The 14,817-nt window shown below is 72.8% G+C and carries 13 protein-coding genes; 10 read left to right on the top strand and 3 right to left on the bottom strand.

Translation table 11 applies throughout. From position 1 onward, the window contains the following. Positions 1-19: 19 nt before the first annotated feature. Positions 20-1,144 (bottom strand): DNA integrity scanning diadenylate cyclase DisA, encoded by a 1,125-nt coding sequence (disA, locus tag ACIQZN_RS31735; RefSeq protein ID WP_404001337.1) that lies wholly within the window; start codon positions 1,142-1,144, stop codon positions 20-22. A gap of 125 nt (positions 1,145-1,269) precedes the next feature. Further along, positions 1,270-2,682 (bottom strand): DNA repair protein RadA, encoded by a 1,413-nt coding sequence (gene radA, locus ACIQZN_RS31730; protein WP_404001334.1) that lies wholly within the window; start codon positions 2,680-2,682, stop codon positions 1,270-1,272. 134 nt (positions 2,683-2,816) lie between these two features. Between radA and ACIQZN_RS31725 the strand changes: the two genes are divergently transcribed. Further along, positions 2,817-4,676, top strand: coding sequence for a hypothetical protein (locus tag ACIQZN_RS31725; RefSeq protein WP_404001331.1), 1,860 nt, complete (start codon positions 2,817-2,819; stop codon positions 4,674-4,676). 28 nt (positions 4,677-4,704) lie between these two features. Here the strand turns inward: ACIQZN_RS31725 and ACIQZN_RS31720 are convergent, their stop codons facing one another. Then, on the bottom strand, positions 4,705-5,478 hold the full coding sequence (locus ACIQZN_RS31720; protein ID WP_404001577.1) for a hypothetical protein: 774 nt from the start codon (positions 5,476-5,478) through the stop codon (positions 4,705-4,707). 301 nt (positions 5,479-5,779) lie between these two features. Between ACIQZN_RS31720 and ACIQZN_RS31715 the strand changes: the two genes are divergently transcribed. The 9 genes from ACIQZN_RS31715 (at position 5,780) to proC (ending at position 14,276) form a co-directional block, all read left to right on the top strand. Further along, positions 5,780-6,730 (top strand): Ppx/GppA family phosphatase, encoded by a 951-nt coding sequence (locus tag ACIQZN_RS31715; RefSeq protein WP_404001328.1) that lies wholly within the window; start codon positions 5,780-5,782, stop codon positions 6,728-6,730. Positions 6,731-6,824: 94 nt separating this feature from the next. Continuing rightward, positions 6,825-7,640, top strand: coding sequence for a sugar phosphate isomerase/epimerase family protein (locus tag ACIQZN_RS31710; protein ID WP_404001574.1), 816 nt, complete (start codon positions 6,825-6,827; stop codon positions 7,638-7,640). Then, complete coding sequence (locus ACIQZN_RS31705; RefSeq protein WP_404001326.1) at positions 7,637-8,260, top strand: TetR family transcriptional regulator; 624 nt, start codon at positions 7,637-7,639, stop codon at positions 8,258-8,260. The genes ACIQZN_RS31710 and ACIQZN_RS31705 overlap by 4 nt, the downstream gene beginning before the upstream one ends. A gap of 264 nt (positions 8,261-8,524) precedes the next feature. Then, complete coding sequence (gene ilvD, locus ACIQZN_RS31700) at positions 8,525-10,378, top strand: dihydroxy-acid dehydratase (protein WP_404001324.1); 1,854 nt, start codon at positions 8,525-8,527, stop codon at positions 10,376-10,378. A 70-nt stretch (positions 10,379-10,448) separates the two neighbouring features. After that, the gene (locus tag ACIQZN_RS31695) at positions 10,449-10,991 is read left to right on the top strand and encodes a hypothetical protein (RefSeq protein WP_404001321.1); all 543 of its coding nucleotides are present in this window, start codon (positions 10,449-10,451) and stop codon (positions 10,989-10,991) included. A gap of 31 nt (positions 10,992-11,022) precedes the next feature. Then, entirely contained in the window at positions 11,023-11,811 is a 789-nt protein-coding gene (locus ACIQZN_RS31690; protein ID WP_404001318.1) for a class I SAM-dependent methyltransferase, read from the top strand. Between the two features lie 61 nt (positions 11,812-11,872). Next, positions 11,873-12,640 carry an ABC transporter ATP-binding protein gene (locus tag ACIQZN_RS31685; RefSeq protein WP_404001315.1) on the top strand — a complete coding sequence of 256 codons (768 nt, stop codon included), beginning with the start codon at positions 11,873-11,875 and terminating at the stop codon, positions 12,638-12,640. Continuing rightward, positions 12,637-13,392 (top strand): ABC transporter permease, encoded by a 756-nt coding sequence (locus tag ACIQZN_RS31680; RefSeq protein ID WP_404001312.1) that lies wholly within the window; start codon positions 12,637-12,639, stop codon positions 13,390-13,392. The genes ACIQZN_RS31685 and ACIQZN_RS31680 overlap by 4 nt, the downstream gene beginning before the upstream one ends. A gap of 74 nt (positions 13,393-13,466) precedes the next feature. Beyond that, complete coding sequence (gene proC, locus ACIQZN_RS31675) at positions 13,467-14,276, top strand: pyrroline-5-carboxylate reductase (protein ID WP_330312540.1); 810 nt, start codon at positions 13,467-13,469, stop codon at positions 14,274-14,276. Positions 14,277-14,817 lie beyond the last annotated feature (541 nt).

Here is a 14,817-nt window from a genome sequence, read left to right as displayed (position 1 = left end):
AAGGACCGACCGCCGGGGGCTACACGTACCGTTCGAGGATGGACGACTCGGCCAGCCGGGACAGGCCCTCGCGCACGCTGCGCGCCCGGGCCTCGCCGACCCCGTCCACCGTCTGGAGGTCGTCCACGCTCGCCGCGAGCAGCTTCTGCAGGCCGCCGAAGTGCTCCACGAGCCGGTCGATGATCGCGCCCGGCAGCCGGGGCACCTTCGCCAGCAGCCGGAAACCGCGCGGCGACACCGCCGAGTCCAGCGTCTCCGGCGAGCCGCTGTAGCCCAGCGCCCGCGCCACCACCGGGAGTTCGAGCAGCTCCGTGTGGGACAGCGAGTCCAGCTCGGTCAGCGCCTCCGCCACCGTGCGCGAACGCTTCGCGGTCGGCTCCGGCACGTAGTCCCGCACGACCAGCTCGCGCTCCGGCTCCACGCCCGCGATCAGCTCGTCCAGCTGGAGCGAGAGCAGCCGCCCGTCGGTGCCGAGCTCCACCACGTACTCCGCGATCTCCGTCGCGATCCGGCGGACCATCTCCAGGCGCTGGGCCACCGCCGTCACGTCCCGGACGGTCACCAGGTCCTCGATCTCCAGCGCGGAGAGCGTCCCGGCGACCTCGTCCAGCCGCAGCTTGTACCGCTCCAGCGTGGCGAGGGCCTGGTTGGCGCGGGACAGGATCGCCGCCGACTCCTCCAGGACCCGCCGCTCCCCGTTCACGTACAGCGCGATCAGGCGCATCGACTGGGAGACCGAGACGACCGGGAAATTGCACTGCTTGGAGACCCGGTCCGCCGTGCGGTGCCGGGTGCCGGTCTCCTCGGTGGGGATCGACGCGTCCGGGACCAGCTGCACACCGGCGCGCAGGATCTTGGTCATGTCCTTGTCGAGGATCAGGGCGCCGTCCAGCTTGGCCAGCTCCCGCAGCCGGGTCGCGGTGAACTCCACGTCCAGCACGAAGCCGCCCGTGCACATCGACTCGACGGTCTTGTCCATGCCGAGCACGATCAGCCCCCCGGTGTTGCCGCGGAGAATGCGCTCCAGGCCGTCCCGCAGGGCCATTCCGGGCGCGACGGCGCTCAACGAGGCGCGGATCAGCGCCTCGTTGCCCGTGGTTTGGCCGGACTTTCCGGGCGATGCTGCCCGGTCGCTGGCTGCCACTGCACTCCTCCGGTCACAGGTCTGCGGTGCCCTCGTGGCCTGTCGCTACGGAGCAGGCCCAATTCCATCGAAGGACCCTACGTCCCTCGTACCGTTCGTACGGACGGGCGAGACCAGGGCAAAGTCTACCGGCGTGCGTCGTCCTCCCGGGGGGCCTGTGCGCGGGTCCGGCGCGGGAGTGCCCTGAGCGCGTCGCCCATGTCGGCCACTTCCGTCACCTTCATACCGGCCGGGACCTTGCCCGGATCGGTCGGGACCAGGGCGTGCGTGAACCCCAGCCGGTGCGCCTCGGCCAGCCGGCGCTGCACCCCCGTGACCCGTCTGACCTCGCCCGCGAGCCCCACCTCGCCGATCGCCACCAGGTTCTTCGGCAGCGGTGTGTCGCTCGCCGCACTCGCCAGCGCCAGCGCGATCGCCAGGTCGGCGGCCGGCTCGGTCAGCTTCACCCCGCCCACCGTCGCGCTGTAGATGTCCCGCTTGCCCAGCGCGCTGATCCGGCCGCGCTGCTCCAGGACCGCGAGCATCATCGAAACCCGGGAGGTCTCCAGGCCCGACGTGGTCCGCCGGGGCGACGGGATCTGCGAGTCCACCGTCAGCGCCTGCACCTCCGCGACCAGGGGCCGCTTGCCCTCCAGCGTCACGGTCAGGCAGGTGCCCGGCACCGGCTCGTCGCGCCGCGTGAGGAACAGGCCGGACGGATCGGCGAGGCCGGTGATCCCCTCGTCGTGCAGCTCGAAGCAGCCGACCTCGTCGGTCGCCCCGTACCGGTTCTTGATGCCGCGCACCAGACGCAGCCGGGCATGGCGGTCGCCCTCGAAGGACAGCACCACGTCCACCAGGTGCTCCAGGAGCCTGGGCCCGGCGATCGCGCCGTCCTTGGTGACATGGCCCACGAGCAGCGTCGACATCCCGCGCTCCTTGGAGGCCCGGATCAGCGCCCCCGCCACCTCGCGGACCTGCGCCATCCCGCCCGGCGCGCCCTCGATCTCCGGCGAGGCCACGGTCTGCACCGAGTCCAGGATCAGCAGCGAGGGCTTGACCGCGTCGAGGTGGGCGAGGACCGCCGACAGATCGGTCTCCGCCGCCAGATACAGGTGGTCACTGATCGCATGGATGCGGTCGGCCCGCATCCGGACCTGGGACGCGGACTCCTCACCCGTCACATACAGCGTCCGGTGCTCGTCGGTCGCCGCCTTCGCCGCGACGTCGAGCAGCAGCGTGGACTTCCCGACGCCCGGCTCGCCCGCGAGCAGCACGACGGCCCCGGGCACCAGACCGCCGCCCAGCACCCGGTCCAGCTCGCTCACCCCGGTCGGCCGGGCGGTGGCCTGCCGGCTGTCCACCTGGCCGATGGGCAGCGCGGCGGTGGAGACCCGCCCCGCGGCCGTGGTCCGGACGGCGGGGGCGCCGCCGAACTCCTCGACCGTCCCCCACGCCTGGCACTCGGGGCAGCGCCCGAGCCACTTCGCGGTGGTCCAGCCGCATTCGGTGCAGCGGTAGGACGGCCGGTCCTTCGCGGATTTCGTACGGGCAGCCATGGCGCCACCGTATCGGTGGGGTCTGACAGCGCGGCCGGGAACGCCCGCCCCTTATCGCGCCATACGTTCACCCGTAAGGGTTAAATCTACTCAAGCGGCGCGAGCGGGTGAGGCGCCACGCCTACGGTCGCAAGGTGACGAGCAGCAGGCTGGAGACTCCGACGAACACCCCCGGCGCGCACCGGGGACAGCATCGCGCGCCCCACTCCTCGCACGCCGCCCCGAAGAAGCCGCCCGCCCGCTACGAGCCGCATCTCGACGGCCTCTTCACCTACTGCCTCTCCGTCCTCTGCGACCACGACGCCGCCACCGAGGCGCTGGGCGGCGTCCTGGCCCTGGCCGAACGGCAGGGCTCCCGCTGCCCGGCCGGCGAGGAGGAACGTAAAACCTGGCTGTACGCCCTGGCCAGGTGGACCTGTCTGCGCCGGCTCACCGAGCAGAAGCAGGGCCGCCGCGCCCACCGCCGCCCCGACCCCGCCCGCCCCCCGCACCGCAGGCCCGCCGACGAGGACCGCCACGCCCCGGCGGCCGCCCGCCCCGCCCGCCGCGCGGGCCGCACCGCGCCGTCGCCGGCCCCGCACACCGCCGCGACCGCGCCCGCCCCGCCCGAAAGCGCCCCCGTCGCCGAGGCGCACCGCCGGGAGCTGGCCCAGCTGGCCTGGCCCGAGGCCGCGGGCACCACACCGGAGCAGCGCGAGGCCCTGGAGCTCGCCGTCCGGCACGGACTGACCCCGCGCGCCGTCGCCGCCGTCCTCGGCCTCGACCGCACGGCCGCCCGCGAGCTGCTGGCGGGCGCCGCCTGCGAGGTCGAGCGCACCCGGGCCGCCCTCGCCGTCGTGGAGACGGGCAACTGCCCCACGGCCGGCCGGCTCACCGGCGACCACCGCGCGCTCCTCTCGCCCACGCTCCGCCGCGAGCTCGTCCGGCACGTGGACGACTGCCCGCGCTGCCGCCGCGCCGCCGAGCGCGCCGGGGCCGAGGGGCCGTGGCCCGGGAAGACGGTGACCCCGGCCGCCGTGCTGCCGGTCGTGGAGGCCCCGAGGCCGTCCGCGTACGTGGCCATGCTGCACGCGCAGAAACACCAGAAGAATCGGTCCGCCACACCACGCTTCGACCGCACCGGCTTCCCCATGGACCCCAAGGACCACGCGGCCCGCCGCGACCGGCTGCGCTCCCGGGTCATGACGACGACGGTCGTCGCCACCGTGGTCGCCGCCCCGGTCATCGCCCTGTGGTCCGCCTACCGGGGCGCGCCCCTGACCGGCGAGGGCCGCGAGGGCCCGGCGGTCAGCGCCGCCGACAACGGGACCGGTGCGGCGCAGGCCCCCTACGACGACTACGAGAACGCGGGCAACGCCCGCCCGGACGCCGGTTCCCGCTTCACCGGCAAGGACTCCCTGCCCGAGGTCTCCGCGGAGATCATCAGCAAGGGCGCCGACCCCTCCGGCGAGCCCGGCGCGCACGGCGGGGGCCGGCTCACCGTGCGGACCGGCACCGCCGGCTCCGCCACCCTGATCACCCTCACCGCGTCGAAGGCCGGACCGGTCTCCTGGTCCGCCGCCACCGACCGGTCCTGGGTGAGCCTGAGCCGTACCTCCGGGAAGCTCCCGGCCGGCGGCAGCGTCACGATCCGCGCCCTCGTGGACCACGCGCGGCAGCCCGCAGGACCCTGGACCGCGCACCTCACCCTCGCCCCCTCGGGCGCGGTCGTCGCGCTGCACGGCTACGGGGCCAAGGCGCCCACCCCCGGCGCCTCGCCGCGCGGTCTGCACCCGCGCCCGGCCCCGCCGAGGACCACCCCGCCGGACCCGGACCCGTCCACGCCGGACCCGTCCACGCCGGACCCGTCCACGCCGACGCCGGACCCCACCGACCCCACGCCGACACCGACGCCGACGGAGTCCGACCCGAGCCCGACCCCGGACCCGGCCGACTCCTCCTCCGGACCGCCCGCCCCGCCGAAGGGCCCGAGCACCCCGCCCCGCGCGGACTGACCGTGCGGCCCGGTCCGAAGAGAAGGCCCTACGCCGGGTCCGCCGGGTGCGGGGCCATCGGCAGCAGCGAGGCGAGCCGCTGCTCGCAGAGCTCGGTCAGCGTGGCGTACGCCTCCTTGCCCATCAGCTCGATGAGTTCCGGCCGGTACGACACGTACACCGGCTCACCGGCCCCGTGCGCCGAGGTCGCCGACGTGCACCACCAGTGCAGGTCGTGGCCGCCCGGGCCCCAGCCCCGCCGGTCGTACTCACCGATCGACACCTGGAGCACCCGGGTGTCGTCGGGCCGGTCGATCCACTCGTACGTACGCCGTACGGGCAGCTGCCAGCACACGTCCGGCTTGGTCTCCAGCGGCTCCCGGCCCTCACGCAGCGCCAGGATGTGCAGCGAGCAGCCCGCCCCTGCGGCAAAGCCCGGCCGGTTCTGGAAGATGCACGAGCCCTGCCAGCGCCGCGTCTGGCGGTCCCCGTCGTCGTCGGTCTGGGTCCAGCCCGTCTCCGTACCCACGTCGTGGAACTGCCACAGCTCCGGAGTGAGGCGCGCGACATGACCGGCCACGCGCTTCTCGTCGTCCTCATCCGAGAAATGGGCGCCCAGCGTGCAGCAGCCGTCGTCGGCGCGGCCCGCTTGGATGCCCTGGCAGCCGCTGCCGAAGATGCACGTCCACCGGGACGTCAGCCAGGTCAGATCGCAGCGGAAGACCTGCTCGTCGTCGGCGGGGTCGGGGAACTCCACCCAGGCGCGCGCGAAGTCCAGCTCCGTCTCGTCGGAGGGATCCGGCTCTGCCGCCGGCGTGTGCATCTCCACCTTCTCGACGTGCTTGATGTCCTGCGGGGTCTCGGCCTCGATGTCCCGCTTCTTCGTGGCTTTGCCCGGCTTCGCCTTTTTCGTCTTTGGCACGGGCCCAGAGTAAGGCCGACCGTCAACTGGAGGGCGGGTCAAGGAGCGGGGCTGGGCGCGTGCAGCTGCAAGGCGGAGGATTGAGGCATGGCGGAGCCATGGTGATTGACGACAACGCCGCAGATGTGCGTGCCCAGCCCCGCGACGCCGCCCTCCAGTTGACGGTCGGCCTGAGTCCGCCACCGGCAGTAGCGTGCCCTGCATGAGACTCGGAGTCCTCGACGTGGGGTCGAACACGGTTCATCTGCTGGTGGTGGACGCCCACCCCGGCGCCCGCCCGCTGCCCGCGCACTCGCACAAGGCCGAGCTGCGCCTCGCCGAACTCCTCGACGAGGACGGCGCGATCGGCCCGCTCGGCGTGGACCGGCTGGTCGGGACCATCGCGGGCGCGCTCGAAGCCGCCGAGGACAAGGGCTGCGAGGACGTCCTCGCCTTCGCCACCTCCGCGGTACGCGACGCGAGCAACGCCGACCAGGTGCTGGAGCGGGTACGGGAGGAGACGGGCGTCGACCTCGCGGTCCTCAGCGGTACGGAGGAGGCGCGGCTCACCTTCCTCGCCGCCCGCCGCTGGTACGGCTGGTCGGCGGGCAAGCTGCTGGTCCTCGACATCGGCGGCGGTTCCCTGGAGATCGCGTACGGCATGGACGAGGAACCGGCCGCCGCGGTCTCGCTGCCGCTGGGCGCCGGACGCCTCACCGCCGGCTGGCTGCCGGGCGACCCGCCGGACCCGGCCGAGGTCAAGGCGCTGCGCCGGCACGTACGGGCGCGCATCGCCCGCAGCGTCGGCGACTTCGCCCGGATCGGCCGCCCGGACCACGTGGTGGCGACCTCCAAGACGTTCAAGCAGCTCGCCAGGATCGCGGGCGCGGCGCGCTCCGCCGAGGGCCAGTACGTGCCGCGCACCCTCAGCCGCAAGGCGCTGGAGGAGTGGGTGCCGAAGCTGGCCGCGATGACCGCCGAGGAGCGCGGGACCCTGCCCGGCGTGTCCGAGGGCCGGGCCGCGCAGCTGCTGGCCGGGGCGCTCGTCGCGGAGGGCGCGATGGACCTGCTCGACGTGGACGAGCTGGAGATCTGCCCGTGGGCGCTGCGTGAGGGCGTGATCCTGCGCCGCCTGGACCACCTGCCCTCGGACGGGGAAGCGGCGCTGGACTGAGCGGGGCGGCCGGTGGTGCGGCCCTGGTCACTTTCCGCCGCTCTCCCTCGGCGGGGCGCGGCACTGCCCGTACGCTGTCTGCGTGGCAGAACCAGTGGTGCGCGTCCCGGATGCGAAGGTCGCCCTGTCGACGGCCTCGGTCTATCCGGAGTCGACGGCGACGGCCTTCGAGATCGCCGCGCGCCTCGGCTACGACGGCGTCGAGGTCATGGTCTGGACCGACCCGGTCAGCCAGGACATCGAGGCGCTGCGCCGGCTCTCCGACTACCACCAGGTGCCGATACTCGCCGTCCACGCGCCGTGTCTGCTGATCACCCAGCGGGTCTGGTCGACCGATCCGTGGGTCAAGCTCCAGCGGGCACGCGCCGCCGCCGAGAAGCTGGGCGCGTCGACGGTCGTCGTGCACCCGCCGTTCCGGTGGCAGCGGAATTACGCCCGTGACTTCGTCAGCGGAATCTGGCGGATGGCCGACGAGACGGACGTCCGGTTCGCCGTCGAGAACATGTACCCGTGGCGCTACCGGGACCGCGAGATGCTCGCGTACGCCCCCGACTGGGACGTCACCAACGACGACTACCGGCACTTCACGGTGGACCTGTCGCACACCGCCACCGCGCGCACGGACGGCCTGGCGATGGTGGACCGGATGGGCGACCGGCTGGCCCACGTCCACCTGGCCGACGGCAAGGGTTCCAACAAGGACGAGCACCTGGTGCCCGGCCGGGGCGACCAGCCCTGCGCGGAACTCCTTGAGCGGCTGGCCGGTTCCGGCTTCGACGGGCACGTGGTCATCGAGGTCAACACCCGCCGCGCGATGTCCACCGCCGAACGCGAGGCCGACCTCGCCGAGGCGCTCGCCTTCACCCGGCTCCACCTCGCCGCGTCCACCGAGCACGCCCCCCGCCCATGACCCCCGACGCACCGGGCCCCAGGCGTCGGGGCCGCCCCGCCCGCGCCGCGTCGGACACCGGCCCGGACGCGCGCACCCGCATCCTGGAGGCCGCCCGCACGGAGTTCGCCGAGCGCGGGTACGACAAGACCTCGGTCCGGGGCATCGCGCGGGCGGCCGGCGTCGACTCCGCGCTGGTCCACCACTACTTCGGTACGAAGGACGAGGTCTTCGCCGCCGCGATCGAGCTGTCCTTCGAGCCGGCCCTGCTCGTCCCGGCCGTGCTCGAAGGCGACCCCGACGACGTGGGCGAACGCCTGGCCCGCGCCTTCATCGGCATCTGGGAGAACCCGACGACCCGGGCCCCCCTCCTGGCGGTCCTCCGCTCCGCCCTCACCCACGAGGCCGCCGCGAAGGTCCTCCGGAGCTTCGTGCTCCGCCGCCTGCTGGAGCGTGTGGCGGCGAGCCTGGACATCCCGGACGCGACGTTCCGGGCGGAGCTTGCGGCTTCGCACATGGTGGGGATCGCGATCGTGCGGTACGTACTGAAGGCCGAGCCACTGGCGTCCGCTCCGCCGGAGAAGATCGTCGCGATGGTGGCCCCGACACTCCAGCGGTATCTGGCGGAGCCGTCCGCGTAAGCCCGCGCCTCCGTGGTCGGGGGCGCCGCCCCCGAACCCCCGCTGCTCAATCGCCGCAGGGGCTTACCTGTAAGCCCCGCCGGCGTTTGAGGCGCGGGGTCCGGGGCGGAGCCCCGGTTTCGGGAAGGGGCGGGTAGGGGAACAGGCCCGCCGCAGGCGCCCCCCGCCCCCCAACGCTTCCGCATAGCGGACGCCCGGTCCACATCCTGGCACCAACGGCGTACGCTCGAGAGCAGTCTTCAACGCAGAAGGAGCGAAAAGACGATGCCCACGCTGAGGTCCCGCACAGTCACCCACGGCCGCAACATGGCGGGCGCCCGCGCCCTTATGCGCGCCTCCGGGGTACCCGGCGCGGACATCGGCCGCAAGCCGATCATCGCCGTCGCCAACAGCTTCACGGAGTTCGTGCCGGGCCACACCCACCTGGCCCCCGTCGGCCGGATCGTCAGCGAGGCGGTCGTCGCCGCCGGAGGCATCCCGCGCGAGTTCAACACGATCGCCGTCGACGACGGCATCGCCATGGGCCACGGCGGCATGCTCTACAGCCTCCCCTCCCGCGACCTCATCGCGGACAGCGTGGAGTACATGGTCGAGGCGCACTGCGCCGACGCCCTGATCTGCATCTCCAACTGCGACAAGATCACCCCGGGCATGCTCAACGCGGCCCTGCGCCTGAACATCCCGACCGTCTTCGTCTCCGGCGGGCCGATGGAGTCGGGCCGCGCCACGCTGGTCGACGGCACGGTGCGCACGCTCGACCTGGTCGACGCGATGTCGGAGGCGGTCAACGACAAGATCTCCGACGAGGACATCCTCCGCATCGAGGAGAACGCCTGTCCCACCTGCGGATCCTGTTCCGGCATGTTCACCGCCAACTCGATGAACTGCCTGACCGAGGCCATCGGCCTCTCCCTCCCCGGCAACGGATCGGTCCTGGCCACCCACACCGCACGCAAGGCGCTCTACGAGGACGCCGCCCGCACGGTGCTGGACCTGACCCGCCGCTACTACGAGCAGGACGACGAATCGGTCCTGCCCCGCAACATCGCCACGGCCGCCGCCTTCGGGAACGCCATGGCGCTCGACATCGCGATGGGCGGCTCCACCAACACGATCCTGCACCTCCTGGCCGCCGCCCAGGAGGCGGGCGTCCCCTACGGCCTGACCGAGATGGACGCCCTGTCGCGCCGCGTCCCGTGCCTGGCCAAGGTCGCCCCCAACGTCGGCAAGGACCGCACGTACTACATGGAGGACGTGCACCGCGCCGGCGGCATCCCGGCCCTCCTCGGCGAACTGCACCGCGGGGGCCTGCTCAACGAGGACGTGCACTCCGTGCACAGCCCGTCGCTGGACGACTGGCTGAAGACCTGGGACGTGCGCGGCGGGTCCCCGGCGCCGGAGGCGGTCGAGCTGTGGCACGCCGCTCCCGGCTGCGTCCGCTCGGCGGAGGCGTTCTCCCAGTCCGAGCGCTGGGACAGCCTGGACGAGGACGCCGAGGGCGGCTGCATCCGCTCCGTGGAGCACGCCTACTCCAAGGACGGCGGCCTCGCGGTCCTGCGCGGCAATCTGGCCGTGGACGGCTGCGTCGTGAAGACGGCGGGTGTCGACGAGTCCATCTGGACCTTCGAGGGCCCGGCCGTCGTCTGCGAGTCGCAGGAGGACGCCGTCCAGAAGATCCTCACCCAGCAGGTCAACGAGGGCGACGTCGTCGTCATCCGCTACGAGGGCCCCAAGGGCGGCCCCGGCATGCAGGAGATGCTCTACCCGACCTCGTATCTGAAGGGCCGCGGCCTCGGCAAGACCTGCGCCCTGATCACGGACGGCCGCTTCTCCGGCGGCACGTCGGGCCTGTCCATCGGCCACGCCTCGCCCGAGGCGGCCTCCGGCGGCGCGATCGCGCTCGTCGAGGACGGCGACCGGATCCGGATCGACATCCCGAACCGCTCGATCGACCTCTTGGTCCCCGACGAGGAGCTGGCCGCCCGCCGCGAGGCACTGAACGGCGTGTACGCCCCGAAGAACCGCGACCGCAAGGTCTCGGCCGCCCTCCGCGCGTACGCCGCGATGGCGACCAGTGCCGACCGCGGCGCCGTCCGCGACGTCTCGAAGCTGGGCTGACCCAGGCAGTACCGGGGGGCCGCACGCACGGCCCCCCGGCCGCTCCCGAACCTGCGGGATAATCGTCCCCGTGAGCGAGAACAGCGAGACCCCCGAAGGCGCGGCCCCCGGCCCGTCCGAGCCCGTGGCCGGCACCCCGCAGGGCCCGCAGCCCGAGCCCCTCCGCTTCTTCGGCACCACCTGGGTCGCCCACGACGGCCACTACGGTCTGCGCCGCGCCGGAGCTGCCGTCGGCTCCCTCCTCGCGGCAGCCGCCGCCTGCTTCGTCCTGCGGTTCGCGTACCAGGGCCTGGAGATCGCCGACGTCGGCGGCTTCGTCGGCGTGCTGGTCGTCGCGATGTTCGCCATCTGCAGCGCGATCGCCTTCCGCAAGACCTGGGAGGGCTTCAGCAGCCGCCCCGCCGACCCGGCCCGCGAGGAGAACCTGCGCGGCCTGAAGGCCATCGGCTTCATCGGCTCGCTGCTCGCGTACTTCTTCCGTACGTTCACCGAGGCGCCCGGCGAGAAGCTGCGGCGCACGGAGTACGAGGAGGCCGTCGCCCGGTACGCGAAGCGCCGCGCCTCCCGCACCGGCAACCCGGCCGCCCGCAAGAAGAAGGGCCGCCGCGGCTGACGCGTCCGGGGCCACCGGGCACGATGGCCCCATGACCACGACACACTCACCGGACGCCGTCCCGGGCCCCACGCGCGCCCTCTCCTTCGACCGGGCCGCCGCCCAGTACGCCGCCGCCCGCCCCAGCTACCCGGACGCGCTGTTCGACGCCGTCGAGGACATCGCGGGCCGCCCCCTGCGAGGAGCCCGCGCCCTGGACGTGGGCGCGGGCACCGGTATCTCGACCCGCCGCCTCCTCGACCGGGGCGCCCGCGTCGTCGCCGTCGAACCCGGGCCCGGCATGGCCGCCCAACTGCGCCGGGACCTCCCGGACGTCCCGCTCGTCCAGGGCGACGGCAACCGGCTCCCCTTCGCGACCGCCTCGGCCGACCTGATCACGTACGCCCAGTCCTGGCACTGGACCGACCACGTCCGCGCGGCCGCCGAGGTCCGGCGCGTCCTGCGGCCGGGCGGCGTGCTCGCCCTCTGGTGGAACGTCTCCGACCGCACGGTCCCGTGGATCGGCGCCCAGGAGGAACGGCTGCTGCGGTTCTTCGAGGCCGGGCCGGAGGAGCTGGGCCGCGGCGCCCACGGCCCGGCCGACCACGACCGCGGCCTGCCGCCGGACCTCGACTTCACGTACCGCCGCGTTCCGTGGACCCGGCGCGTCCCCCTCGCCACCCACCTCGACAACCTCGGCAGCCACTCCGCGTTCCTGACCATCGACGACGGGCCGGCCCGGGGCTTCCTCGCCGAGGAGCGCGACCGGCTCCTGGCGGAGTTCCCGGACGGCATGGTGGAGGAGGCGTACGTCGTGGAGCTCCACGCGGCCGTGCGCTGAGCCGCGCCCTCCCCGCCCCGTCCCTTGACGGCGATGCCCCGCCGGAGCCAATATTCATCACATGATGAATTCTTCGGGCGTCGCCGTCGAGGCCCGTGGCCTCACCGTCCAACGAGGCAGCCGCACGGTCCTCAAGGGCCTCGACTTCACCGTCGAACCCGGCAGGATCACCGGCCTCCTCGGCCCCTCCGGCTGCGGCAAATCCACCCTCATGCGTGCCGTCGTCGGCACCCAGGCCAAGGTCACCGGCACCCTCCGGGTCCTCGGCAGCCCCGCAGGACACCCCTCCCTCCGCCCACGCGTCGGGTACGTCACCCAGGCGCCCTCCGTCTACACCGACCTCACCGTCCGCCAGAACCTCGATTACTTCGCGGCGGTCCTCCAGCCCGGACGCGCCCACCGCGACGCCCGCCACGAGGCCGTCACCCGCGCGCTCACCGAGGTCGACCTGACCAGCCACGAGGACGCCCTCGCCGGCAACCTCTCCGGCGGCCAGCGCACCCGCGTCTCGCTCGCCGTCGCCCTCCTCGGCACCCCCGACCTGCTCGTCCTGGACGAACCGACCGTCGGCCTCGACCCGGTCCTGCGCCGCGACCTGTGGCAGCTCTTCCACTCCCTCGCCGCCGAACAAGGCACCGCGCTCCTCATCTCCTCCCACGTCATGGACGAGGCCGAGCGCTGCCACCGCCTCCTCCTCATGCGCGAGGGCGAGATCCTCGCCGACGACACCCCGGACGCCCTGCGCACCGCCGCCGGCACCGACACCGTCGAAGCGGCCTTCCTCCACCTGGTCGACGCGGCCGCCCACCGCAAGGAGAACGCCCGATGAGCACCACGGCCCCCCTGACCCCGGCCCGTACCCTCGCCACCGCCGCCCGCGTCCTGCGCCAGCTCGCCCACGACCCCCGTACGGTCGCGCTGCTCCTGCTGATCCCGGTCCTCCTGATCACGCTGCTGCGGTACGTCTTCGACGGCAGCCCGCAGACCTTCGACTCGATCGGCGCCTCACTGCTCGGGATCTTCCCGCTGATCACGATGTTCCTGGTGACCTCGATCGCCACCCTGCGCGAACGCACCTCCGGCACCCTGGAGCGCCTGCTCTCGATGCCGCTCGGCAAGGGCGACCTCATCGCGGGTTACGCGCTCGCCTTCGGCGCCGTCGCCGTCCTCCAGTCGCTCCTGGCCACCGGCCTGTCGGTGTGGGCCCTCGGCCTGGACGTCATGGGATCGCCGTGGCTGCTGCTCCTGGTCGCCCTGCTCGACGCGCTGCTCGGCACGGCACTCGGCCTGTTCGTCTCGGCGTTCGCGGCCTCCGAGTTCCAGGCCGTGCAGTTCATGCCCGCGGTGATCTTCCCGCAGCTGCTCCTCTGCGGTCTCTTCATCCCGCGCAACCAGATGGCGCCGTTCCTCGAAGCGATCTCGGACGTGCTGCCGATGTCGTACGCCGTGGACGGGATGAACGAGGTCCTTGACCACACCGACGTCACCGGGGACTTCGTGCGCGACCTCCTCGTCGTGGCGGGCTGCGCGCTGCTGGTTCTGGGCCTCGGCGCGGCCACCCTCCGCCGCCGCACCGCCTGACGGGGCGGTGCGAAGATGGCGCCGACGAGCACTGAGCACCGCGCACATCGAGCACCGCCCGGAGGGTGAACGGCATGACCCAGACAGTTGCAGTCCTCGGTACCGGCAAGATCGGCGAGGCCCTGCTCAGCGGGATGATCCGGGCCGGCTGGCGCCCGTCGAACCTGCTGGTCACCACCCGCCGCTCGGACCGGGCCGCCGAACTCCGCGACCGCTACGGCGTGGACGCCGTCACCAACGCGGAGGCCGCCAAGCGCGCCGACATCCTGATCCTCGCGGTCAAGCCCCAGGACATGGGCCGCCTCCTGGACGAGCTGGCCCCGCACCTCACCGCGGACCGCCTGGTCATCAGCGCGGCGGCCGGCATCACGACCGCGTTCATCGAGGACCGCCTCACCGCCGGAACCCCGGTCGTCCGCGTCATGCCGAACACCCCCGTCCTGGTGGACGAGGGCATGTCCGTCATCTCGGGGGGCAGCCACGCCACGGGGGACCACCTCGCCTCGACGGACGCCATCTTCAAGGGCGTCGGCAAGACACTGCGCGTCCCGGAGTCCCAGCAGGACGCGGCCACCGCCCTCTCCGGCTCGGGCCCGGCGTACTTCTACTTCCTGGTCGAGGCTATGACGGACGCCGGCATCCTGCTCGGCCTGCCGCGCGCCCAGGCCCATGACCTCATCGTCCAGGCCGCGATCGGCGCCGCCGTGATGCTCCGGGACAGCGGCGAGCACCCGGTCAAGCTCCGCGAGGCCGTCACCAGCCCGGCCGGCACCACGATCAGCGCCATCCGCGAGCTGGAGAACCACGGCGTACGCGCGGCCCTCATCGCCGCCCTCGAAGCCGCCCGCGACCGCAGCCGCGCACTGGCCTCCGGCAACGGCTGACCTACCCCTGCGGAGCCGGGGGTTGACACGACCCCCGGGCATCCGTAGTGTGCTCCGAGTTGTCCGACGTGAGCGCCGACCCCGGTCGGTCCCCGGACAGCCATTCCGCAAGAACCACAACGAGCACGCGACAGCTGTCGCATGTCTCGGCGTGCGCTTATGCGAAATGAGGAATCCGCGTTCGAAGGAACGTGACCCCGATTAGCGTCGGGGCCCAGGATTCCGCTAATGTCTCACTCGTCGGAAGGGCCCAACGGCCCGGAGGACAAGCCCGCTGACTGGGAATCAGGCCCGAAAGGATCTGATAGAGTCGGACTCGCCGGAAAGGGAAACGCGAAAGCGAAGAACTGGAAAGCGAAACCCGCTTCGACCGGGAATCGGACACGAAAGAGTCTGATAGAGTCGGAAACGCAAGAACGAAGGGAAGCGCCCGGAGGAAAGCCCGAGAGGGTGAGTACAAAGGAAGCGTCCGTTCCTTGAGAACTCAACAGCGTGCCAAAAGTCAACGCCAGATATGTTGATACCCCGGCCTGCTTCGGCA

The organism is Streptomyces sp. NPDC097595 (assembly GCF_044761525.1).
Lineage (GTDB): Bacteria > Actinomycetota > Actinomycetes > Streptomycetales > Streptomycetaceae > Streptomyces > Streptomyces drozdowiczii_A.
This window is presented reverse-complemented; position numbering and strand designations above follow the sequence as displayed.